Below are 19749 nucleotides of genomic sequence, written 5' to 3' on the forward strand. Positions count from 1 at the left end.
CGGCTTCACGTGAAACAACCCGCTGCCTGAAAACGAAAAAGGGCGACCTGCGCGAAAGCAGGCCGCCCTTTTCTTCATCCCCAGGCCCGAAGGCTTGGGCGCAGAAGATTACTTGAGCTCGACGGTGCCGCCGGCTGCTTCGATCTTCGCCTTGATGTCTTCGGCTTCAGCCTTGCTGACGCCTTCCTTGATCGCCTTGGGAGCGCTTTCGACCAGGGTCTTGGCTTCGGTCAGGCCCAGGTTGGTGATCGCGCGGACTTCCTTGATGACCTGGATCTTCTTGCCGCCGTCGCCGGTCAGGATGACGTCGAATTCGGTCTGCTCTTCAGCAGCCGGAGCAGCGCCGCCAGCGGCGGGTGCAGCAACAGCCACAGCAGCAGCGGCCGAAACGCCCCATGCTTCTTCCAGAGCCTTCGAGAGTTCAGCGGCTTCCAGAACGGTCAGCTTCGAGAGTTCTTCGACCAGGTTTGCGATATCTGCCATTTTAAGTCTCCAATTCTAAACATGTTGCTTGCCGCCGCCAGTCCGGGCGTGCGGCAGGGGGTACCAAAACTTATGCGTCTTCCTTGGCCGCATAGGCGCCGAACACGCGGGCGAGCTGCCCGGCGGGAGCCTGAATGACCTGAACCACCTTGGTGGCCGGGGCATTGACGAGACCAATGATCTTGGCGCGCAGTTCGTCGAGCGAGGGCATCGAGGCGAGCGCCTTCACACCTTCGGCATCGAGGACCACATCGCCCATCGCGCCGCCAACGATCTCGAGCTTGTCGTTATCCTTGGCGAAGTTGACCGCGACCTTGGCCGCTGCCACCGGATCACCCGAGGTCGCAAGCGCGACGGGGCCGGTGAACAGGTCGGCGATCGAGGCATAAGGCGTGCCCTGAGCGGCAAGCTTGGCCAGCCGGTTCTTGGTCACTTTGTAGCTGGCGCCTTCTGCGCGCATCTTCGTGCGAAGCTCGGTCGACTTGGCAACGGTCAGACCCAGATTACGGGTCACCACCACCACACCGGCTTCACCGAAGGTTGCGTTCAGCGAGGCAACAGCGGCTTCTTTTTCAGCACGATCCATGCCGTTCTCCTTCCACATGAGCGCATCGGCTTGATGGACGACCAAGGCCATCCACCGGTGCGCCCGGTTGCTTGTGCAGCGCGAAAAGGGCCGTTGCCGGTCCTGGCCGCACTGCTACGTCTGTCCGTGGGGGGTGTTTGCCGAGCCGAAGCCCCTGCTGCGCCTGTGCGTCAGAGGGACGAAAATGGCAGCGTCTGTGGTGCGACGAGCGCACGACAGCGAAAAACATGTCCCCGTCTAGGCTGGGAATTAAGCGGGGCAGATCCCCGCACCAACTGTCTCGGACGGCGATCGGACACGCCTTGCGGCACGTCCGGTCGCGCAGGCCATTAGCAGTGTGGGGCCCAGAGTCAAGCGCCATCGGGTTTTCGGTCCGGCGCAAGCCACCATCCGTGTGGCGCAGATCATTTGTCTAGCATTTTAGTTGAGTTATTTTGACGCCATGGTTCGTCGCTCCCCAGACGGACCGACTCGAAACGGAAGGTGCCCCATGACTGCATTCGCTCCGCATACCGATCCCACGATCCTGCTTGTCCCCGGACTCGACAATAGCGGCCCCGCGCATTGGCAGAGCCTGTGGGAACGCCAGTGGCTGAACTGCCACCGCGTCGACATGGGCAACTGGCACACCCCCAACCGCAATGCGTGGGTCAACCGGCTGAATCTCGCGATCCGCCAGACCGAAGGGCCGATCGTGCTCGTCGCGCATTCGCTCGGCTGCCATGCGGTCGCCTGGTGGGCAGCGCTCGAGCGGCCGCGCGCGGGCGGCAAGGTGGCAGGCGCACTGCTCGTCGCGCCGCCGGAGGTCGACAGTGCCCCGGCCGATCCGCGCCTCAACAGCTTCGCCCCCTCGGCGCGCGGCGTTTTGCCTTTCCCCAGCCTGTTGGTGAGCAGCCGCGACGATCCGTATATCAGCCCGGATCGCGCCTATCGCCTCGCCAGCTTCTGGGGCGCGGACCATGTCGATGCGGGCCGCGCTGGGCATATCAACGCCGATTCGGACCTCGGCGACTGGCCGTTCGGACAAAGGCTGCTGGCGCGGTTGCTCGACGTCGCGGAACTGTCGGGCGAGGCGGGACACCATGCCCCTGCCCCTCTCCGCCGCCTGACGGCCGAATGGCGACCCGACCTGACCGAGTGAGGGTCAAGCGCGTTTCACGCTGACCTGCTGCTCGACCAGCTCGACGGTGCCGAAGGCGGTGAGAAACGCCACGTCGAGCGCGTCGCGACCGACGCCGATCTTCACCATGTCGGCGGCGGTCGCCATGCCGGTGGGGTCGACCAGATGCCAGGCGCCGCCCTCGCCGTCCGGATTGGCGAGGAAGACCTCGGCCACCGCATGGAAATCCTGCGGGGTGACATCGGGCGCATAGACGCTGGCGAAGCGCGCGGGGATCGAGCAGGCGCGCGCGAGCACGATCATCACATGCGCATAGTCGCGGCACACCCCGTGCCGCGTCACAAAGCTGTCGAGCGCGGTGGTCGTGGCGTCCGAGCTTCCCGGCTGATAGGTAAAATGCTCGGCGATCCAGTCGCGCATCGCCGCGATCCGCGCACCGCCAGACAGGGTGCCGAACTCGGTATCAACGAAGCTGTGGAACTTGGTCGCCGGGCAATAATGCGAATCAAACAGATATTGCACCGTCTCGCCGGGCAGCTGGTGCAGCAGCATCTGCGGCAGGCTGGCGGCATCGGCGAGATCGCGCAGCACCGTCATCCGCGCGCGATAATCGATGCTGAGCCGCCCGCTGGTGCGCAGCCAGATGCGGTCGCCGATGCCGTCGAGCGCGGCCACCCGGACGAAATGATCGCATGGCGAGGCCTGGATATGCGCCGATTCGATTCGCTGTTCGGGGATCGCGGCGGCCTCGACCTGAAGCAGGATATCGGTGGGCACCGCCATGTCATAGGTCAGCGTCACGTGCAGATCGAGGGTCATGGGGTGGGCTCCGGCCAGAAGGGGACAGGCAATGCAGGATGTCTGTCGAAGCCAGACACCAAAAAGGGGCCGAAGGTTCCCCTCCGGCCCCTGAATGGCTTAGCAGCAGATTGTGACGATCAGCCTGCGTGCACTTCCGACACGTCGACCTTCAGGCCGGGGCCCATCGACGAGCTGACCGAGATCTTGCGCAGATACTTGCCCTTCGAGCCCGAGGGCTTGGCCTTGACGATCGCATCGACGAACGCGTCGAAATTGGCGCGCAGCGCTTCGTCCGAGAAGCTGGCCTTGCCGATGCCCGAATGGATGATGCCGGCCTTTTCGACGCGGAATTCCACCTGGCCGCCCTTGGCCGCCTTGACGGCTTCGGCGACGTTCGGGGTGACGGTGCCCAGCTTCGGGTTCGGCATCAGGCCCTTGGGACCCAGCAGCTTGCCGAGACGACCGACCACGCCCATCATGTCGGGGGTGGCGATGATGCGATCATAGTCGATCTTGCCGTTCTGGATTTCTTCCATCAGGTCTTCGGCACCCGCACGCTCGGCACCGGCGGCCAGAGCCGCTTCGGCCTTGTCGCCACGCGCGAACACGGCGACGCGGACGTCCTTGCCGGTGCCCGAGGGCAGCGACACGACACCGCGGACCATCTGGTCGGCATGACGCGGGTCGACGCCCAGGTTCAGCGCGACTTCGATGGTCTCGTCGAACTTGGCGCTCGCCAGTTCCTTGATGGTCTTGATGGCTTCATCGACACCATACAGCTTTTCAGCGTCGAGCTTGGCGGCGAGAGCCTTTGCCTTCTTGGTCACCTTTGCCATGATCTCAGCCCTCCACCACTTCAAGGCCCATCGACGTTGCCGAGCCTTCGATAATCTTCGTTGCTGCCTCGATGTCGTTGGCATTGAGGTCGGCCATCTTCACCTGCGCGATTTCCGCGAGCTGCGAACGCTTGATGGTGCCCGCGCTTTCCTTGCCCGGAAGCTTCGAACCGCTCTTGAGGTTCGCCGCCTTCTTGATCAGGTAGCTCGCCGGCGGCGTCTTGGTCACGAAGGTGAAGCTGCGGTCGCCGTACACGGTGATGACGGTCGGCAGCGGGGTGCCCTTTTCCATGTCCTGCGTGGCAGCGTTGAACTGCTTGCAGAATTCCATGATGTTGACGCCGCGCTGACCCAGAGCAGGGCCGATCGGCGGCGAGGGGTTGGCGGCACCAGCGGCCACCTGCAGCTTGATATAGCCTTCAATCTTCTTTGCCATGATGGCACTCCTTCATTCTGTCAGGCGAAAGGCAGGTGCCCGTCGCCCTCAAATTAAGCGGTCAAGCGACTGGTTTAAGGCCAGTCTCCCGCACGATGTATCCTCTCTCCTTCAGGGGAGAGGATACGGAGCGTTACCGGCTTGCCGGTTACGCGGAGTTGGAGAGGGGATGCGTCAAGATCGAACGCCGGAGCCCCTCTCCCACTGCGACTAGGCAGCAAGCTGCCAAGTCTCGTCGCCCTCTCCCCGAAAGGGGTGAGGACAAAATTCCTTGTGGGTCGCATCGCGAACCGGAAAACCGGTTCCCACTTTTCCTGCGATGCTCCCTTACTTCGCCAGTTCCACATGCTCGAAATCGAGATCGACCGGCGTGGCGCGGCCGAAGATCGAGACCGAGACCTTGACACGGGCCTTGTCGAAATCGAGCTCCTCGACAATGCCGTTGAAGCTGGCGAACGGGCCTTCGAGCACCTTGACCGAATCGCCGATCTCGTAATCGACATCGATGCGGGCGCGCGGCGCATTGGCGGCTTCTTCCTTGGTGTTCAGGATGCGCGCAGCCTCGGCATCGCTGATCGCCTGGGGCTTGCCATTGGGGCCGAGAAAACCGGTGACCTTGGGCGTGTTCTTGACGACGTGATAGACATCGTCGGTCATCTTGAGCTTGGCCAGCACATAGCCGGGGAAGAACTTGCGCTCGGTCTGCACCTTCTTGCCGCGGCGCACCTCGGTCACGGTTTCGGTCGGAACCTCGACCTGCTCGACCAGCGCCGACAGGCCCATGCGCTCGGCATCGGCGAGAATCGCGTCGCGGACCTTGTTCTCGAAGCCCGAATAAGCGTGAATGATGTACCAGCGCGACATTCAGTTCTCTTTCAAAAGACGTTTTGGCGCTCTTACGCGAGCGTGAGCAGCCACTTGACGATGGCACCGAAGATCGAATCGACGGTCAGGAAGAAGATCGCCAGGATGGTCATCAGGATGAACACCATGATCGAGGTGGTCACCGTTTCCTGGCGGCTCGGCCAGACGACCTTCGAGGCTTCAGTGCGCACCTGTCGCACGAACTCGCCGGGGCTGGTCTTCTTTCCTTCGCTGGCCATGGCCTTCACTTTCCTTGTTCCGATGGGCGGGCATATTCGCATTGGCAGACACATCGCCGCCAGCCTTGCCCGGCTGAAACGCGATATATGCACCCTGTCGGAGAAAGACAGCCCCATAGCCGCGCAAATCCGCAGAAGCAAGGGGATTCAATGGAAGGGGATGCCCCGCTTGGGGGAGACACTGATCGCCGCTGGCAGGAGTGGAGGGACTCGAACCCCCGGCATTCGGTTTTGGAGACCGACGCTCTACCAGCTGAGCTACACTCCTTCGCGGGCAGGCGACGCCCTTAGCGGGTGCAACCGCGCTGTGCAAGCGCTGCTGCACCGATCGGGCGGCCTGAAATGAAAATCGGGGCGATCGCTGGCCCGATGGAGACGCCCGAAGGCCCAATCCAAGGGGGGCGATCACCCCGTTTTTCATTCCGGCATCGCACGGAGTCCGAAGACCCCGGCGACGAGACGCATCAGCGCTTCGAGAACTGGAAGCTCTTGCGCGCCTTGGCCTTGCCGTACTTCTTGCGCTCGACGGTGCGGCTGTCGCGGGTCAGGAAGCCTGCCTGCTTGACGGTGCTGCGGAGCGCCGGCTCGTACTTGGTCAGCGCCTGGCTGATGCCGTGCTTGACCGCGCCGGCCTGGCCCGAGAGACCGCCGCCCTTGACGGTGCAGATCACGTCATACTGATCCTTGCGGTCGGTGATGTCGAACACCTGGTTGATCACCAGACGCAGAGTCGGGCGTGCGAAATACACGGCCTGGTCGCGCTTGTTGACGATGATCTTGCCAGTGCCGGGCTTCAGCCACACGCGGGCCACGGCGTCCTTGCGGCGACCGGTGGCATAGGCGCGGCCCTGCTTGTCGAGTTCCTGCTCGCGCAGCGGGGCATTCGAAACCTTGGCGACGGGCGCGTCGGTGGTTTCGATGTCGGCAGCGATGTCCTTGATGTCGGACAGGGATTGCACGGTATCAGACATTATGCACCCACCTTGTTCTTGCGGTTGAGCGAGGCCACGTCGAGCACTTCGGGCTGCTGGCCGGCATGCGGATGTTCGGTTCCGGTGAAGAGGTGCAGGTTGCGCATCTGCTGACGACCCAGCGGACCACGGGGAACCATGCGCTCCACCGCCTTTTCAAGCACGCGCTCGGGGAAGCGGCCGTCCAGCACCTTGGCGGCGGTCACTTCCTTGATGCCACCGATATAACCGGTGTGCTTGTAATAGACCTTGTCGCTGCGCTTGTTGCCGGTCAGCTGCACCTTGCCTGCGTTGATGACGATGACATGGTCACCGCAATCGACATGCGGGGTGTAGCTCGGCTTGTGCTTGCCGCGCAGGATGTTGGCGATGATCACCGCGACGCGGCCGACCACCAGTCCATCGGCATCGATAATATGCCATTTCTTTTCCACCTCAGCCGGCTTGATCGACTTGGTGGTCTTGAGCAAAGCCTTCATGGCCTTCAACCTTCCAAAACGTCCTCCGCTGCGGTTCCGGATCGGGTGGATCGGGAAGTGCGATCGGCTGACAGATTTCCGTGACACGACAGGCCGCTGGTCAGCAGGCCTGAACGAAGCGCGGCTAATGACGATCAGGTCCCGATTCGTCAAGCATTTTGGGGCTTTTGGCGTAGGGTATCATGATACCATCGGGTTTCCGGCCCTAGAGGAGGCTGGGAAAAGCCTCGATTCGCACCATCCGCAGGAACTGTCGCCCGGCGCGGCTCAGTCGATCGCCAGAGTCTGGCCGAGCACCCAGGCGCGAAAGCTGGGCGGGCAATATTCCACCGGCAGCACCAGCACTGCCGGCTCGTCATAGCTGTGCAGATGCACAATTCGGGCGACCAGCGCCTTGGACTGGGGCAAGGCGGTCTTGAACAGCACCGGCACCTCGGCCTGTTCGGTCAGCTCACCGTTCCAGTGATAGATCGACTGGACCGTCCCCAGCACATTGGCGCAGGCGGCGAGCTGTTCGCGCACCACGGTGCGTGCGATCGTCTGTGCCTCTTCCTTGTCGGCAAAGGGGCAATAGACCAGCCGGATCTCGCTGGTGTCGGTAAGCGAATCGCCGATCATGCCGGGCGCGTCGCACCCTGACGGCCCAGGCTGTGCGCACCCCAGGCGACGGTGCCGACCAGAATCGCGCCCACGGCCTGGTGCAGCACGGCGAGGTGCAGATCGACGCTGCTCATCACCGTGGCGATGCCGAGCAGCACCTGCACGCCGAACGCGCTGTGGATCGCGACCGAGGCAGGCCGGTCGGCCTTGCGCACCGCACGCGCCATCACGACCAGTGCGGCGACCGCGACAAAGGCCCACCAGCGATGCAGGAAATGCAGCAGGAACGGGTCGTGCGTCAGCGTGTGCACCACGCCATGCGACCAGTCGATATCTTGCGGAACGAAGCTGCCATTCATCAGCGGCCAGCTCTTGGCGGCATAGCCCGCGTTGAGCCCCGCGACCCAGGCGCCGAGCAGCAGCTGCACGAAGAGGATGAGGATCGTCGCCAGCGCCAGCCCGGTCATGCGCGCCGGCCGCGCTGCGGGATCGCGCGCGAGCACCTGCAGGTCGCGCGCGGTCCAGATCAGCCCGGCCATGATGAACAGCGCGTTGAGCAGGTGCACCGCGAGCCGGAAATGGCTGACATCGGTACGCTCGGTCAGGCCCGACGCGACCATCCACCATCCGATCGCACCCTGCAGCCCGCCCAGCGCGAACAGCGCGAACAGCCGCCAGCCATAGCCCTGCGGAATCGCGCGGCGGATGGCGAACCAGGCGAAGGGCAGGGCGAAGGCGACTCCGACGAGCCGCCCGAGCAGCCGGTGGACATATTCCCAGAAATAGATGGTCTTGAACTCGGCCAGCGACATGCCGGCATTGACCTCGATATATTCGGGGATGCGCTTGTATTTCTCGAACTCCGCCACCCAGGCGGCTTCGGACAGCGGCGGCAGGGTACCGGTGACCACATTCCATTCGGTGATCGACAGGCCCGATTCGGTCAACCGTGTAATCCCGCCCACGACCACCATGCAGAAGACCAGCAGCGCGACGCCGTAGAGCCAGATGGCGATGGCATTGGGCGTGCTGCGGTCGGGCGACAGCGGCGTGGCGATCCGGGGGTGCGACAGGCTGGTCATGATGCACGCATTTCGGACGGCGATGCCCTGCTTGCAAGGGGTTTTTCGGCACCGCTCATCGCGTCCTGGCGAGATTGTTGCTAAAGCCCGATTGCGCAATGATATCATATCACCTATGTGCGAGGCATGTTGTCTCGTATCACCCGGTCCGGCCAGCTCGATTCGGCCGCGATTGCGCTGTCTGCGCTGTGCATGGTGCATTGCGCGGCGGGCCTGTGGCTGGTGGCGGGATTCGCCTCGATGGGCGGCATCTTCCTTTCTCCCTGGGTGCATGAGATCGGCTTCGTGCTTGCGGCGATCATGGCCGCACTCGCACTGGGCCATGGCGTCCGATTGCACGGTGCCTGGACACCGCTCGCCATCGGCTCGATGGGCATTGCCGCGATGCTCGCCGCGATGACCGTGCCGCATGGCGGTTCCTGGGAATATGCGCTGACGCTGACCGGCGTCGCGCTGCTCAGCATCGCGCATCTGCTGAACTATCGCGCCGCGCGCCAGCACTGAACGCAATCCCGATTGCCAATATTGGGGCTTGCCCTTGCCCCTCGATCCGCGCCAAGAGTCGCGCCCTATGACCAGCACCTCCACCGACACCGCCCAGATCAGCATTCATATCAATGGCGAGCCGCGCCGCGTTGCCGCGGGCCAGAGCATTGCTGCGCTCGTCGGCTCGCTCGGGCTCGACGCCGCCAAGGTGGCGGTCGAGCGCAATCTGGAGATCGTGCCGCGTTCGACGCTCGGCGATGTCACCGTGCACGATGGCGACCGGCTGGAGATCGTGCATTTCGTCGGCGGCGGCGATCATGCTCCGGCGGATGACAGCTGGACCGTCGCGGGTCACACGTTTCGCTCGCGGCTGATCGTCGGCACCGGCAAGTACAAGGATTTCGCGCAGAACGCCGCAGCGGTCGCCGCTTCGGGGGCCGAGATCGTCACCGTCGCGGTGCGCCGGGTCAACGTGTCGGACCCCAATGCGCCGATGCTCACCGACTTTATCGACCCGAAGAAGATCACCTATCTTCCCAACACCGCCGGCTGTTTCACCGGCGAGGAGGCAATCCGCACGCTGCGCCTGGCGCGCGAGGCAGGCGGCTGGGACCTGGTCAAGCTCGAGGTGCTGGGCGAGGCGAAGACGCTCTATCCCGACATGCACGAAACGCTGCGCGCGACCGAGATTCTCGCCAGGGAAGGTTTCAAGCCGATGGTCTATTGCGCTGACGATCCCATCGGCGCGAAGCGGCTGGAAGATGCCGGCGCGGTCGCGATCATGCCGCTGGGCGCGCCGATCGGATCGGGGCTGGGCATCCAGAACCGCGTCACCATCCGGCTGATCGTCGAGAACGCCAAGGTGCCGGTGCTGGTCGATGCCGGGGTCGGCACGGCTTCTGATGCGGCGATCGCAATGGAGCTGGGCTGTGACGGCGTGCTGATGAACACCGCGATCGCCGAGGCGAAGGACCCGATCCGCATGGCGCGCGCGATGAAGCTGGCAGTCGAGGCCGGCCGCGAGGCCTATCTCGCCGGACGCATGGGCACGCGCAAATATGCCGATCCCTCCAGCCCGCTCGCGGGACTGATCTGACAGGGTTCCACGTGGAACCCCGCGCGGCGCTTCTGGCGGAAGCGCTCGCGACATTCCCTATCGGCTGACGGCCCCAGCTTTCCGTAGCGGAAGCATGACCGTTTCTTGCCGATTCGGTGACGCTTTCTTTGCATATGTTACATTGGTCGATGCGGCTGTGTCGTTCGTCGACAGCTGTAGTCGTTGAGCGACATCTGCTGCGTCCTTGTCGAGCGCGGCGCGCGCATCGGCGCGCCCTGCCCTATCCAGATGATGTCGCCGATGCTCCATAGCTCCCCAGGCCGGACATCGGCGGCAAACAACAACAAGACCGGTCCTGCTGGGACCCTTACCCGCAGGATCGGTCCCATCGTTCAGTGAGCTTGCCCCAGAAAGGACCCCCCATGTTCGCCCGTGCCCTTGCCCCCATTGCCACCCGCACCCTCGCCGCTGCTGCCGCTTCGGCCATCGTGTTCTCCGCCGCCGTCCAGGCCAAGCCGGTCGTGACCGAGCAGGTCAGCGGCAACCGCGTCGTTCGCAGCATCGAAGTGCCGTTCGTCGATCTCGACCTCACCACGCCCGAAGGCGCAGCGACGCTCGAGCACCGGCTGCGTGCCGCCACCACCCAGGTCTGCGGCAGCCTGCCCCGCGGCCCGCTGCGTGAAGTGAGCGATTACAAGAATTGCGTCCGCGAAACCGAAGAGAGCGGCCAGCGCGCCATGGTCACGCTGATCGCCCGCGCCGAAGCCGGCGAGACCTTCAAGCCCGGCGAACGCATCGCCGTCGGCAGCTGACGCGCCAAGCCTTTACCACACCCTTGGTAGAAACCCGACTGGACCGGTAGCCCCCAAGCTGCCGGTCCTTTCTTCATGCGCTTTCCCTACGCGCAAAAAGGTCGAGGCGGACGCTAGAGGAGCGCCCGCCTCAGTCCTTTGCGACCCAAAGGACTAGCTCTCAAGCTGTCGTGGCTGGCCCTGAGGCCAGGCGATCAGCGATAGAAGACGTGATTGTCGACCGCGGCGAGGCGCTGCATGCGCCAGCCCGGCGAGACATGACGCGCGTGGAAGAACAGCGCGCCTTCGACCGGGCTGTCCCAGCTGTCCTTCATCGCGATCTGCGCGATGGCGACGGCTTCCTTCCAGTCCTGGCTGGCGGTGGGAATGGCGGGCATGCGGCCGCCGCGAACGAACGAGAACTGGCTGGGCTGATAGACCACGCCGCACAGGCTGCTGGCGAAGCGGCCCGAATCGCGGCGCGCGATCACCACCTTGGCGACGGCGAGCTGGCCGTTAAGGGTCTCGCCCTTGGATTCGAAATAGACGGCACCGGCGAGACAACGGGTTTCCTCGTCGATTTCGGCGGGCATGTCGGACATCGACACGAGCTGCGCCAGGCTTTCGGCCTTGAGCGGCGGCTTGGCGGTCTGGGTGTCGATCTGCTGGGGAGCGGTTTCGGCCGAGGCAGCACCGGCTACGACAGCGGCTTCATCAGCGCTGGAGGCGGTGGTTTCGCTCGTCTGGGCGGGAACCGGCTGGATCATGTCGGCAATCAGCGGCGATGCAAGGGCGGCTGACGCGTCGGTGAGAGAGAAGGTGACAATCGAATAGACTGTCATGGCGGCCATGCTGGCGACCTTGAGGATCTTACTCATTACAAACTTTGACTGTGCGGTGGATCACCACGGCCGGAACTGGGATCGGGCAGAAAAGCCCGGCCGGTTCCGGAAGGGAAACCCCCCGTCTGCGTGCTAGCCCTGTTCTTCTCTGGCCTTGAAAAGCCGGGGAACCATATGAGCCGCCTGCGCGTTGATCGGTGCAGCGGCCCCTCTAGCAGCGGCGATAATGAGTCAACTCGTCTGACCCATTATCGCGTTGAACTGTGCGCGGCTGGCGACATCCAGTTCGATAATCCACAAGTCGGCATCGCGAAGACGGCGTCGCTCGACATATTCGGCCATGCTGCCCTTGCGCGCCAGCGAGCCGGAATCCTCGCTCCACACCTCCTGCCACTCCGCCTGGTCGTCGAACCTGCGGAACAGTTCGAACAGCGCATTGTCCTGTCCGCGAACCGTCCGCGCGATAAGGATCGCGCCCGATACCGGGTCCCCTTTGGCGATGATGGTGGCAAAGCCGCCTGCTGCGGCGGTGAGACGCTTGAGCGCCTCGATGCGGACGTGAGTCGCCAGCCGAGGCTCGATCACAGGCTGTCCGCGATCGGCGGCTTGTAGCCTTCCAGCCCCGACAGCGCGATGTGCGAGCGCATGAACGTGCCCGTGCCGCGCGCGATCTCCTCGCCATGGCTGTCCACCAGCCGGGATTCGCCCACCCAGACGCGTCGGCGCCCGCTTACCCAATGGCCCTCGGCATAGACCGGCCCCGCGCGCACCGGCGCGGTGAAATGCAGGTTGAACGCCGTGGTGAGCAGGAATCGGTCGGTGACCAGCGCATTGCACGCATAGAAGGCGGCATCGTCGAGCATCTTGAAATAGAGCGTGCCATGCGCCGCACCGGCCGCATGGAAATGTTCAGGGGTCACCTCGAAATCGATCCGTGCCTTGCCCGCTGCCGTGATCGTCAGCCGCGACGGGAACAGCCGATTGATCGCAGCGGCGGCATAAAGGCGTTCGAGCGCGCGGAAATGCGCCTCTTCGCCAGGCCCTGTCGCCCGGTCAGGCAGCGTCACGATCCAGCTCGGCGGTGACCAGCGCATAGATCGCGTCCGGGTCATCCGCGCCCTTGATCTTGGCGAGCGTCTTTTCGTCACGCGTCAGCCGCGAGATATGCGCAAGTGCCTGAAGGTGCATCGCACCCGTGGCCACCGGCGAGAGCAGCGCGATCACCAGATCGACCGGAAGATTGTCGATCGAGCCGAACTCGATCGGCTTGCCCAGCCGCAGCACCACCGCCACCGAATGGTCCAGCCCATCCATCTTGCCATGCGGAATGGCAACGCGGCGCCCGAAGCCGGTCGAACCGAGTTGCTCGCGCTCGAGCAGGCAGCCGAGCACCTTGTCCGGATCCAGCCCGTAGCAATGACCGAACTGTTCGGCGGCCAGCTCGAGCGCCTGGTGCTTGTCCGCGACGCGTGCCGAGATCAGCACCGCCTGCTTATGGAGTTCGAACCATGCCATGACAGTCAAAATTCTCGATTCTGTCGCGCCGCCCCCGATCGTTGCCGAGGCGGCGCGCACGAATGTTCAAAGGATCACCGTCGGCCCTGCCGGGAGGGGGTTGCCTCATCCCGCCGACGCATTGCTGCCGCGCCCATGCACCATATCGCCCGAAAAACCAAGCCATGCGATGCACGGGCGCACAACGCGCCGAAAATATTCAGACGCGCGGTTCGACCCAGCCGATCGAACCATCGGGGCGGCGATAGACCATGTTGTGCCGCCCGGTGCCGGTATTCTTGAAGAACAGCGCATTGGTGTTGCGCAGGTCGAGCATCATCACCGCGTCGGATACGGTGGCGGTGGGCACGTCGACGCGGGTTTCGGCGATCACGACCGGGGCATCGCCCACGACCTCCTCTTCCTCGTTGCCGCTGTCGAACACGACATAGGCGGCTTCTTCCTCGCGCGCGGCATGCTGGAACTGTTCGTGGCGGCCCTTGAGGCGGCCCATATAGCGGCGCAGCTGCTTCTCGATCTTGTCCGCCGCGCCGTCGAAGCAGACATGCGCATCCTGCGCCAGGCCATGGCCCTTGAGGATCAGGCCCTGCATCACATGCGTGACGATATCGCACTGGAACTGTTCGTGAGGCCCTCGGCTGAAGGTGACCTGGCTGGATATCGCCTTGGAAAAATACTTTTCGACAATCGCATTGAGTCGGTCCGCGACGTGCACCTTGAGCGCTTCGCCAGTGTCGACCTGATGACCAGAAATACGAATGTCCATGATATTCTCCATTTTTTGGGGCCAGCCGCAGGATCACTGCCGCGACGGGCCGGATCGATATATCCTTGGCGTCCAACGCTAAGGATCGGGTGACGATTCGGGTAAAGACCTCCTTTCCGGAATGATTTTCAGTACAAAGGTTAGCGTGTCGACAGCCAGAGCGGCTGCTTGATCTTGCCCAGGAACTCGGCATGCGCGGCCAGCTCTTCCTCGCTGGCGGCAAACGGGCGCGGCAGGCGGTGCGGACGCTGGACACTGGGAATGAGGCGAGGCCGTGCACCGGGGACGACGGCGGTTTCCGCGCTGTCGTCGGCGAGACCAAGCCCGATCTGGCGACCCCCGGTCAGCTCGATATAGACCTGCGCCAGCAGCTCGGCATCGAGCAGCGCGCCGTGCAGCACGCGGTGGCTGCGATCGACGCCGAAGCGCTTGCACAATGCATCCAGGCTGGCGGGCGATCCGGGAAACTTGGCGCGTGCCATCGCGACGGTGTCGATCACACGGCTCATCGCAATGGCGGGCTTGCCGACCATGGCCAGTTCCGCATTCAGGAAGCGCATGTCGAACCCGGCATTGTGCGCGACCAGGGTCGCATCGCCGAGAAACTCGAGCAGATCCTCGACGCCTGCGCCAAACAGCGGCTTGTCGGCGAGAAACGCATCGCCCAGGCCATGCACCTTCTCGGCTTCGGGCGGCATCGGGATTTCGGGGTTGAAATAGGCGTGGAAGGTGCGGCCCGTCAGGCTGCGACCGACCATCTCGATACACCCGATTTCCACCATCCTGTGTCCTTCATCAGGGGACAGGCCGGTGGTTTCGGTATCGAAAATGATCTCTCTCATTTCCGATACTATTGGACCGATTTGCTCATCGTGCAAGGGCCGAACGTAAATTCTGAAGCAGCCTGCGCACCGCCTGTCGCGTCGCCAATTTGGTGCCGCCGGTGGGGATCACCCAATCGGCATGCGCGCGCTTGTGGTGATCAGCCATCTGCAGGTGACGGATATGGCGCAGGCGTGCCGCGGTCATGCCCGGGCGGGCGAGCACGCGCTTGCGCTGCTGCCACAGCGCCGCGGAGACGACCACGATGCCATCGACATTCTGGGTACCGCCTTTCTCGAACAGCAGCGGGATATCGAACACGATGATCCGGCGCGACCGGTGGGCGCGGACGAAGGCGGCGCGCGAGCGCGCCACCGCCGGATGCACGATATGCTCGAGCCTTTTCAGCGCCACTGGATTGCCGAACACCGCCGCACCCAGCTTCGCACGGTCGACACCTTGCGGCCCTGTCGTGCCGGGAAACGCGGCCTCGATCGCGGGCAGCAGCGCTCCGCCCGGTCCCTGCAGCACATGTACCTCGGCATCGGCATCGAACACCGGCACGCCCTCGGCGCGCAGCATCTTCGCCACCGCCGATTTGCCCATGCCGATCGATCCGGTCAGCCCGAGCACCATCGGACGGTGACGATGGTGCGGCGGCAGGCGCTTGATCGGTGCCATCATGCCAGCAGCAATGCCCGGAGCTCATCGTCGCGGTTCCGCGGGGGAGCGGCACCGAAGAAGATTTCGAAGGCGAGCGCTGCCTGGCCGATCAGCATCTCGAGCCCGTCGACCGTCTCGAGCCCGCGCGCCCGCGCCGCCTTCAGCAGCCCGGTTTCGAGCGGATTGTAGACAATGTCATAGACCAGCGCGCTCTCGGGCAGCGGCAAAAGGTCGAGCACCAGCGGGTCGAAACCCTTCATGCCCAAGGGGCTCGTGTTGACCAGCAGATCGACCTCGCCCAGCGGATCGTCCATGCCGCGCACCTGGCCCTTGAGCGCGAAGCTCGCAAGCAGCCCCATGGCTTTCAGGGGATTGCGCGCATGGATTGTCACGCTGGCGACCTCCATTCGGGCGAGCGCGAACAGCACCGCCCGCGCCGCCCCGCCCGCGCCGATCAGCGCGACATCTGCACCGGTAAAATCGCTCTGCCCGAGCGGTGCGTAGAAACCGCCGGCATCGGTGTTGGTGCCGAACAGCGCGCCCTGTTCATCGCGCGCGATCGTGTTCATCGCCCCGATGCTGCTGCGCACATCGCCCGGATCGGCGACATGCTCCATCACCGCAATCTTGTGCGGAATGGTGACATTGCACCCGCGCCAGAGCGGATCGGCACGGCGCTGGGCGATATAATCGGCCAGCGCGTCGGGCGTGACATGGCAGGCGCGATACTCGGCTTCCATCCCCAGCGTTTTGAGCCAGAAATTGTGGATCAGCGGCGATTTGCTGTGCGCGATCGGGTCGCCGATCACCTCGGCATAGGGTTGGGACATGGGAAACCCTTGGGTCTGCGTCCCTCGACTTCGCTCGGGACAAACGGAGGGGGTAAGGCGGACTCTGCTGAAACCCTTGCCGATTTTCCAAGCGGATGAATCAGCTCGGCATCAGTTCGCGTTCGCGCAGGAAGCCGAGTAGCGGCAGCAGCGGCATGCCCTGGACGGTGAACACATCGCCCTCGATATGGCTGAAAAGCTGGGCTCCCGCACCCTCTATCTCGTAGCAACCCACCGTATATCCAATGGTTTCCCAGTGCTTTTCCACATAGTCACGGACAAAGGCAGGGCCCAGCGGACGCACGTGCATCACCGCCTTGCCGACATGCCGCCAGATCGGCCGACCGCCCTCGACGATGACGGCGGCGCTCCACAATTTGTGCGGCTTGCCCGACAGCGATTCGAGCTGGCGGATCGCATCGTCGGGGGTCTGCGGTTTGCTCAGCATCTCGCCTTCGCTGGTTTCCAGGATCTGGTCGGAGCCGAGCACCATCGCCTCGGGCCGCCGGGTGCCGACGCGCATCGCTTTGGCTTCTGCCAGGGCATCGGCGATATCGCGAGGGGAGGTGCCCTCGGCATGGAGCGAGGCACGGATCGAGGATTCATCGATATGCGCCGCCACGACCGAGAAAGGCACATCGGCAGCATCGAGCATGGCCCGGCGTGCGGTGCTCTGCGATGCGAGTATCAGCATTTCCATCGTCCTTATGCCCGAAGCAAACTAGGCTTTATCCATCGGCTCGGTCGCCTGCCGCCTGTTTTCGCGCGCGGCTTCGCGCTCGTTGAACAGGTTGATGATCGCCGCCGCCGATTCCTCGATCGATCGACGCGTCACGTCGATCACCGGCCAACCATTATCCGCAAACATCCGCCTGGCAAAGGCCAGCTCGGCCTTCACCTTCTCGTCATTGACATAATCGGTTTCGGGGGCCTGGTTCAAGGACAACAGCCGGTTGCGGCGCACCGCGATCAGCCGTTCGGGATTGGTCGTCAGCCCCACCACCAGCGGATGCCTGAGCGTGAACAGCGCGGAAGGCGGCGGCGATTCGATCACGATCGGGATGTTCGCGGTCTTGTAGCCGCGATTGGCGAGATAGATCGAGGTCGGCGTCTTGGACGAGCGCGAGACGCCGGCGAGCACGATGTCCGCCGCCTCCCAATTCTCCCAGTTCTGCCCGTCGTCATGCGCGATCGTGAACTGGATCGCTTCCACGCGCGCGAAATAGGCGGCATCGAGCACATGCTGTCGGCCCGGCCGCGCCTTGGCCGCCTGGCCGAGCAGATTGGACAAGGCATCGCTCACCGCATCGAGCGCGGGCACCATCGGCAGCCCGAGCACGCGGCAGCGCCGCTCGAGCTTGGCGCGGATATCGGGATTGACCAAGGTGAACAGCACGAGCCCCGGATTGGCCGCGACCTCGTCCAATATCCGGTCGAGATGCGTTTCGGAACGCACCATCGGCCAGAAATGCTTGATGACCTCAACCGCATCGAACTGCGCCAGCGCCGCCTTGGCGATATTCTCCAGGGTCTCGCCCGTGGAATCCGACAGCAGATGGAGGTGAATGCGGCTCATGGCCATGGTCTGTGGGCAGCGCGGGGATAAATCAAGGCATGATATTGTGGGCAAAACCGGGGATGGTTTTGCTCCCCCCTGACCGGAGATTCCTCACAGGGCTTGTCCACAAGGGAAAGCTTTACCCACAGGCTGTTGATAGCGGGCACAAATTTGCCGACTCGTCAGGCTGCTGCGATTTGGCGACTGTCAATCTGTCGATACATAGGGCAAGAAAGCGTCATGCCGGTTTTCCAGCGGCCTTCTTCAACAGAATCCCTATATAAAGGATATAAGAATTAAGATGGGTGGGGACACAACTCTGACGACGGCGCGCAAGGCGCCCTTGCTCGATTGCCTGAACGGACATGTGGCCAAGGTGCCGCCGATGTGGATGATGCGCCAGGCCGGGCGCTACCTTCCGGAATATCGCGCGCTCCGTGCGGAAAAGGGCGGCTTTCTCGAGCTGGTCTATGATAGTCCAGCGGCTGCCGAAATCACGCTGCAGCCGCTGCGCCGGTTCGCGCTCGATGCCGCGATCCTGTTTTCCGATATCCTGATCGTGCCCTATGCGATGGGACAGGATCTGAAATTCCTGGTGGGCGAGGGGCCGCATCTGTCGCCCCGGTTGCTCGATCATGCGCTGGAGAGCCTTGTCGCAGCTCCTGAGCGGCTCGAGGCGATCTACGAGACCGTGCGTCTGGTGAAGGCCGAGCTCGCGCCTGAAAAGGCGTTTCTGGGCTTTGCAGGGTCGGCCTGGACCGTTGCGACCTATATGGTCAACGGCGAGGGCAGCAAGGACCAGCACGCAACACGTGAATATGCCTATCGCGATCCCGCCGGTTTTCAGGCGCTCATCGACGGAATCGTCGACCTCACCATCGAATATCTGATCGGCCAGATCGATGCCGGCGTCGATGCTGTCCAGATTTTCGACAGCTGGTCGGGTTCGCTCGCCCCGGCGCAGTTCGAACGCTGGGTGATCGCGCCCAATGCGCGCATTGCCGCAGCCATCCACGAAGCACGCCCCGGCGTGCCGGTGATCGGTTTCCCCAAGGGCGCAGGCGAGAAGCTTGCCGCCTATGCCCGCGAAACCGGCGTCGATGCGCTCGGGCTCGACGAGACGATCGATCCGGTCTGGGCTGCCGCCAATATTCCGGCGCATCTGCCCGTCCAGGGCAATCTCGACCCGCTGGCGCTGCTGGCGGGCGGCGAGCAGATGGAAAATGCGGTCCGGCATATCCTGCGCACGTTCGAGGGGCGGCCGCATATTTTCAACCTGGGGCACGGCATATTGCAGCAGACCCCCATTGAACACGTGCATGCACTGCTTACACTGGTGAAGCAGGGCGTATGACCGCCCTGCCGCCTCAACCGGTGTGACTGGCGGCAGAACCCATGAACGAGCTTCTTCTGACAACGGATTATGTTCTCTCCATGCTCTATCTCTGGCTGAAAGCGGCGCACCTCATCTTCGTCATCTTCTGGATGGCCGGCCTGTTCATGATGCCGCGCTTCCTGGTCTATCATCAGGAGGCCGAGCACGGCTCCGAAGAGGCGACGCGCTGGATCGACCGCGAGAACAAGCTGCGAAAGATCATCCTCAACCCCTCGCTGATCATAGTCTGGGTGCTGGGGCTGGTGCTGGCGAGCCAGGGCAACTGGTGGACCGCCGGCTGGCTGCACGCCAAGCTGCTCTTCGTGCTGCTTTTGAGCGGCTATCATGGCTGGATGATCGGCTATGCGAAGAAGCTGGCTCGCGGCGAGCGCAAGCTTACCGGCAAGCAGCTGCGGCTGATCAACGAGGTTCCGGGCGTCGCTGCCGCGGTGATCGTGATCCTGGTGATCGTGAAGCCGTTCTAGTCGCGAAGACTTTCGCCTGACCACGTCCGCTCACCCTGAGCAGCGGGTGCAGCCCGCGCAGT

At 63.7% G+C, this 19749-nt stretch carries 27 protein-coding genes and 1 tRNA gene; 6 read left to right on the plus strand and 22 right to left on the minus strand.

Translation table 11 applies throughout. The features are described from left to right. Positions 1 to 108: 108 nt before the first annotated feature. A complete protein-coding gene (rplL, locus tag OPU69_RS12470) occupies positions 109 to 483 on the minus strand; it encodes a 50S ribosomal protein L7/L12 (protein ID WP_060977432.1) in 375 nt (124 codons plus the stop codon). Between the two features lie 70 nt (positions 484 to 553). Next, complete coding sequence (rplJ, locus tag OPU69_RS12475) at positions 554 to 1069, minus strand: 50S ribosomal protein L10 (protein WP_060977453.1); 516 nt, start codon at positions 1067 to 1069, stop codon at positions 554 to 556. A gap of 490 nt (positions 1070 to 1559) precedes the next feature. Between rplJ and OPU69_RS12480 the strand changes: the two genes are divergently transcribed. Continuing rightward, positions 1560 to 2210, plus strand: coding sequence for an RBBP9/YdeN family alpha/beta hydrolase (locus tag OPU69_RS12480; RefSeq protein ID WP_498511437.1), 651 nt, complete (start codon positions 1560 to 1562; stop codon positions 2208 to 2210). A gap of 3 nt (positions 2211 to 2213) precedes the next feature. Here OPU69_RS12480 and OPU69_RS12485 read toward each other — a convergent pair whose 3' ends face one another. The 10 genes from OPU69_RS12485 to OPU69_RS12530 all read right to left on the minus strand — a co-directional run bounded on the left by OPU69_RS12485 (position 2214) and on the right by OPU69_RS12530 (position 8497). Then, positions 2214 to 3008 carry a transglutaminase-like domain-containing protein gene (locus tag OPU69_RS12485; RefSeq protein ID WP_498511439.1) on the minus strand — a complete coding sequence of 265 codons (795 nt, stop codon included), beginning with the start codon at positions 3006 to 3008 and terminating at the stop codon, positions 2214 to 2216. A gap of 119 nt (positions 3009 to 3127) precedes the next feature. Next, complete coding sequence (gene rplA / locus OPU69_RS12490) at positions 3128 to 3826, minus strand: 50S ribosomal protein L1 (RefSeq protein ID WP_060977434.1); 699 nt, start codon at positions 3824 to 3826, stop codon at positions 3128 to 3130. A 4-nt stretch (positions 3827 to 3830) separates the two neighbouring features. Beyond that, the gene (gene rplK, locus OPU69_RS12495) at positions 3831 to 4262 is read right to left on the minus strand and encodes a 50S ribosomal protein L11 (RefSeq protein WP_060977435.1); all 432 of its coding nucleotides are present in this window, start codon (positions 4260 to 4262) and stop codon (positions 3831 to 3833) included. A 327-nt stretch (positions 4263 to 4589) separates the two neighbouring features. Continuing rightward, positions 4590 to 5126 (minus strand): transcription termination/antitermination protein NusG, encoded by a 537-nt coding sequence (nusG, locus tag OPU69_RS12500; RefSeq protein WP_023839461.1) that lies wholly within the window; start codon positions 5124 to 5126, stop codon positions 4590 to 4592. A 32-nt stretch (positions 5127 to 5158) separates the two neighbouring features. Further along, the gene (secE, locus tag OPU69_RS12505) at positions 5159 to 5365 is read right to left on the minus strand and encodes a preprotein translocase subunit SecE (protein WP_060977436.1); all 207 of its coding nucleotides are present in this window, start codon (positions 5363 to 5365) and stop codon (positions 5159 to 5161) included. A 192-nt stretch (positions 5366 to 5557) separates the two neighbouring features. Further along, positions 5558 to 5633: transfer RNA gene (locus OPU69_RS12510), tRNA-Trp, on the minus strand. A gap of 196 nt (positions 5634 to 5829) precedes the next feature. After that, complete coding sequence (gene rpsI / locus OPU69_RS12515; RefSeq protein ID WP_066043943.1) at positions 5830 to 6336, minus strand: 30S ribosomal protein S9; 507 nt, start codon at positions 6334 to 6336, stop codon at positions 5830 to 5832. Beyond that, positions 6336 to 6815, minus strand: a complete 480-nt coding sequence (gene rplM, locus OPU69_RS12520) for a 50S ribosomal protein L13 (protein WP_060977437.1) — start codon at positions 6813 to 6815, stop codon at positions 6336 to 6338. Before rplM ends, rpsI begins: the two co-directional genes overlap by 1 nt. A 267-nt stretch (positions 6816 to 7082) precedes the next feature. After that, a complete protein-coding gene (gene cutA / locus OPU69_RS12525) occupies positions 7083 to 7433 on the minus strand; it encodes a divalent-cation tolerance protein CutA (protein WP_060977438.1) in 351 nt (116 codons plus the stop codon). Then, positions 7430 to 8497: a COX15/CtaA family protein gene (locus OPU69_RS12530; protein WP_498511443.1), complete on the minus strand. Its 1068-nt coding sequence runs from the start codon at positions 8495 to 8497 to the stop codon at positions 7430 to 7432. Before OPU69_RS12530 ends, cutA begins: the two co-directional genes overlap by 4 nt. A gap of 126 nt (positions 8498 to 8623) precedes the next feature. Between OPU69_RS12530 and OPU69_RS12535 the strand changes: the two genes are divergently transcribed. The 3 genes from OPU69_RS12535 (at position 8624) to OPU69_RS12545 (ending at position 10852) form a co-directional block, all read left to right on the plus strand. Further along, positions 8624 to 9001 (plus strand): MerC domain-containing protein, encoded by a 378-nt coding sequence (locus OPU69_RS12535; protein ID WP_060977440.1) that lies wholly within the window; start codon positions 8624 to 8626, stop codon positions 8999 to 9001. A gap of 67 nt (positions 9002 to 9068) precedes the next feature. Continuing rightward, positions 9069 to 10079: a sulfur carrier protein ThiS gene (gene thiS / locus OPU69_RS12540; RefSeq protein WP_498511445.1), complete on the plus strand. Its 1011-nt coding sequence runs from the start codon at positions 9069 to 9071 to the stop codon at positions 10077 to 10079. 383 nt (positions 10080 to 10462) lie between these two features. Beyond that, positions 10463 to 10852, plus strand: coding sequence for a UrcA family protein (locus tag OPU69_RS12545; RefSeq protein WP_137775642.1), 390 nt, complete (start codon positions 10463 to 10465; stop codon positions 10850 to 10852). 194 nt (positions 10853 to 11046) lie between these two features. Here the strand turns inward: OPU69_RS12545 and OPU69_RS12550 are convergent, their stop codons facing one another. From OPU69_RS12550 to OPU69_RS12595, 10 genes are all read right to left on the minus strand, one after another. Then, positions 11047 to 11709, minus strand: coding sequence for a cell wall hydrolase (locus OPU69_RS12550; RefSeq protein ID WP_060977958.1), 663 nt, complete (start codon positions 11707 to 11709; stop codon positions 11047 to 11049). A 195-nt stretch (positions 11710 to 11904) separates the two neighbouring features. After that, complete coding sequence (locus tag OPU69_RS12555) at positions 11905 to 12258, minus strand: DUF1491 family protein (RefSeq protein ID WP_498511448.1); 354 nt, start codon at positions 12256 to 12258, stop codon at positions 11905 to 11907. Continuing rightward, a complete protein-coding gene (locus OPU69_RS12560) occupies positions 12255 to 12767 on the minus strand; it encodes a PaaI family thioesterase (protein WP_060977956.1) in 513 nt (170 codons plus the stop codon). The genes OPU69_RS12555 and OPU69_RS12560 overlap by 4 nt, the downstream gene beginning before the upstream one ends. Beyond that, a complete protein-coding gene (locus tag OPU69_RS12565; RefSeq protein WP_060977955.1) occupies positions 12727 to 13188 on the minus strand; it encodes a PTS sugar transporter subunit IIA in 462 nt (153 codons plus the stop codon). The genes OPU69_RS12560 and OPU69_RS12565 overlap by 41 nt, the downstream gene beginning before the upstream one ends. A 199-nt stretch (positions 13189 to 13387) precedes the next feature. Further along, the gene (hpf, locus tag OPU69_RS12570) at positions 13388 to 13954 is read right to left on the minus strand and encodes a ribosome hibernation-promoting factor, HPF/YfiA family (protein WP_060977964.1); all 567 of its coding nucleotides are present in this window, start codon (positions 13952 to 13954) and stop codon (positions 13388 to 13390) included. A 140-nt stretch (positions 13955 to 14094) separates the two neighbouring features. Continuing rightward, a complete protein-coding gene (dnaQ, locus tag OPU69_RS12575; RefSeq protein WP_060977954.1) occupies positions 14095 to 14796 on the minus strand; it encodes a DNA polymerase III subunit epsilon in 702 nt (233 codons plus the stop codon). Between the two features lie 25 nt (positions 14797 to 14821). Then, positions 14822 to 15460, minus strand: coding sequence for a dephospho-CoA kinase (gene coaE / locus OPU69_RS12580; RefSeq protein ID WP_498511451.1), 639 nt, complete (start codon positions 15458 to 15460; stop codon positions 14822 to 14824). Further along, complete coding sequence (gene aroE / locus OPU69_RS12585) at positions 15457 to 16269, minus strand: shikimate dehydrogenase (protein ID WP_498511453.1); 813 nt, start codon at positions 16267 to 16269, stop codon at positions 15457 to 15459. Before aroE ends, coaE begins: the two co-directional genes overlap by 4 nt. A gap of 100 nt (positions 16270 to 16369) precedes the next feature. After that, a complete protein-coding gene (locus OPU69_RS12590) occupies positions 16370 to 16963 on the minus strand; it encodes a Maf family protein (protein ID WP_081097138.1) in 594 nt (197 codons plus the stop codon). 27 nt (positions 16964 to 16990) lie between these two features. Continuing rightward, positions 16991 to 17845 (minus strand): pyruvate, water dikinase regulatory protein, encoded by an 855-nt coding sequence (locus tag OPU69_RS12595; RefSeq protein ID WP_498511455.1) that lies wholly within the window; start codon positions 17843 to 17845, stop codon positions 16991 to 16993. Positions 17846 to 18128: 283 nt separating this feature from the next. On the opposite strand from OPU69_RS12595, the gene hemE reads away from it, so the two are divergent. Both hemE and OPU69_RS12605 read left to right on the plus strand, forming a co-directional pair. Next, positions 18129 to 19181 (plus strand): uroporphyrinogen decarboxylase, encoded by a 1053-nt coding sequence (hemE, locus tag OPU69_RS12600; RefSeq protein ID WP_498511457.1) that lies wholly within the window; start codon positions 18129 to 18131, stop codon positions 19179 to 19181. Between the two features lie 41 nt (positions 19182 to 19222). After that, complete coding sequence (locus OPU69_RS12605; protein ID WP_067512647.1) at positions 19223 to 19687, plus strand: CopD family protein; 465 nt, start codon at positions 19223 to 19225, stop codon at positions 19685 to 19687. Positions 19688 to 19749 lie beyond the last annotated feature (62 nt).

The sequence above is a fragment of the Blastomonas sp. 34TW genome, from assembly GCF_059803595.1.

What these genes read in the sequence shown, in the direction of transcription:
- OPU69_RS12550 (WP_060977958.1), bottom strand. Translation starts at nt 11,709, where the DNA reads ATGAGTAAGATCCTCAAGGTCGCCAGCATGGCCGCCATGACAGTCTAT.
- thiS (WP_498511445.1), top strand. Translation starts at nt 9,069, where the DNA reads ATGACCAGCACCTCCACCGACACCGCCCAGATCAGCATTCATATCAAT.
- OPU69_RS12485 (WP_498511439.1), bottom strand. Translation starts at nt 3,008, where the DNA reads ATGACCCTCGATCTGCACGTGACGCTGACCTATGACATGGCGGTGCCC.
- cutA (WP_060977438.1), bottom strand. Translation starts at nt 7,433, where the DNA reads ATGATCGGCGATTCGCTTACCGACACCAGCGAGATCCGGCTGGTCTAT.
- OPU69_RS12565 (WP_060977955.1), bottom strand. Translation starts at nt 13,188, where the DNA reads ATGGCATGGTTCGAACTCCATAAGCAGGCGGTGCTGATCTCGGCACGC.
- OPU69_RS12535 (WP_060977440.1), top strand. Translation starts at nt 8,624, where the DNA reads ATGTTGTCTCGTATCACCCGGTCCGGCCAGCTCGATTCGGCCGCGATT.
- rplM (WP_060977437.1), bottom strand. Translation starts at nt 6,815, where the DNA reads ATGAAGGCTTTGCTCAAGACCACCAAGTCGATCAAGCCGGCTGAGGTG.
- secE (WP_060977436.1), bottom strand. Translation starts at nt 5,365, where the DNA reads ATGGCCAGCGAAGGAAAGAAGACCAGCCCCGGCGAGTTCGTGCGACAG.
- OPU69_RS12545 (WP_137775642.1), top strand. Translation starts at nt 10,463, where the DNA reads ATGTTCGCCCGTGCCCTTGCCCCCATTGCCACCCGCACCCTCGCCGCT.
- dnaQ (WP_060977954.1), bottom strand. Translation starts at nt 14,796, where the DNA reads ATGAGAGAGATCATTTTCGATACCGAAACCACCGGCCTGTCCCCTGAT.
- aroE (WP_498511453.1), bottom strand. Translation starts at nt 16,269, where the DNA reads ATGTCCCAACCCTATGCCGAGGTGATCGGCGACCCGATCGCGCACAGC.
- OPU69_RS12590 (WP_081097138.1), bottom strand. Translation starts at nt 16,963, where the DNA reads ATGCTGATACTCGCATCGCAGAGCACCGCACGCCGGGCCATGCTCGAT.
- rplA (WP_060977434.1), bottom strand. Translation starts at nt 3,826, where the DNA reads ATGGCAAAGGTGACCAAGAAGGCAAAGGCTCTCGCCGCCAAGCTCGAC.
- hemE (WP_498511457.1), top strand. Translation starts at nt 18,129, where the DNA reads ATGGGTGGGGACACAACTCTGACGACGGCGCGCAAGGCGCCCTTGCTC.
- OPU69_RS12605 (WP_067512647.1), top strand. Translation starts at nt 19,223, where the DNA reads ATGAACGAGCTTCTTCTGACAACGGATTATGTTCTCTCCATGCTCTAT.
- hpf (WP_060977964.1), bottom strand. Translation starts at nt 13,954, where the DNA reads ATGGACATTCGTATTTCTGGTCATCAGGTCGACACTGGCGAAGCGCTC.
- OPU69_RS12560 (WP_060977956.1), bottom strand. Translation starts at nt 12,767, where the DNA reads ATGCGCTGGTCACCGCCGAGCTGGATCGTGACGCTGCCTGACCGGGCG.
- OPU69_RS12595 (WP_498511455.1), bottom strand. Translation starts at nt 17,845, where the DNA reads ATGAGCCGCATTCACCTCCATCTGCTGTCGGATTCCACGGGCGAGACC.
- OPU69_RS12480 (WP_498511437.1), top strand. Translation starts at nt 1,560, where the DNA reads ATGACTGCATTCGCTCCGCATACCGATCCCACGATCCTGCTTGTCCCC.
- rplL (WP_060977432.1), bottom strand. Translation starts at nt 483, where the DNA reads ATGGCAGATATCGCAAACCTGGTCGAAGAACTCTCGAAGCTGACCGTT.
- coaE (WP_498511451.1), bottom strand. Translation starts at nt 15,460, where the DNA reads ATGATGGCACCGATCAAGCGCCTGCCGCCGCACCATCGTCACCGTCCG.
- rplJ (WP_060977453.1), bottom strand. Translation starts at nt 1,069, where the DNA reads ATGGATCGTGCTGAAAAAGAAGCCGCTGTTGCCTCGCTGAACGCAACC.
- OPU69_RS12530 (WP_498511443.1), bottom strand. Translation starts at nt 8,497, where the DNA reads ATGACCAGCCTGTCGCACCCCCGGATCGCCACGCCGCTGTCGCCCGAC.
- rpsI (WP_066043943.1), bottom strand. Translation starts at nt 6,336, where the DNA reads ATGTCTGATACCGTGCAATCCCTGTCCGACATCAAGGACATCGCTGCC.
- rplK (WP_060977435.1), bottom strand. Translation starts at nt 4,262, where the DNA reads ATGGCAAAGAAGATTGAAGGCTATATCAAGCTGCAGGTGGCCGCTGGT.
- nusG (WP_023839461.1), bottom strand. Translation starts at nt 5,126, where the DNA reads ATGTCGCGCTGGTACATCATTCACGCTTATTCGGGCTTCGAGAACAAG.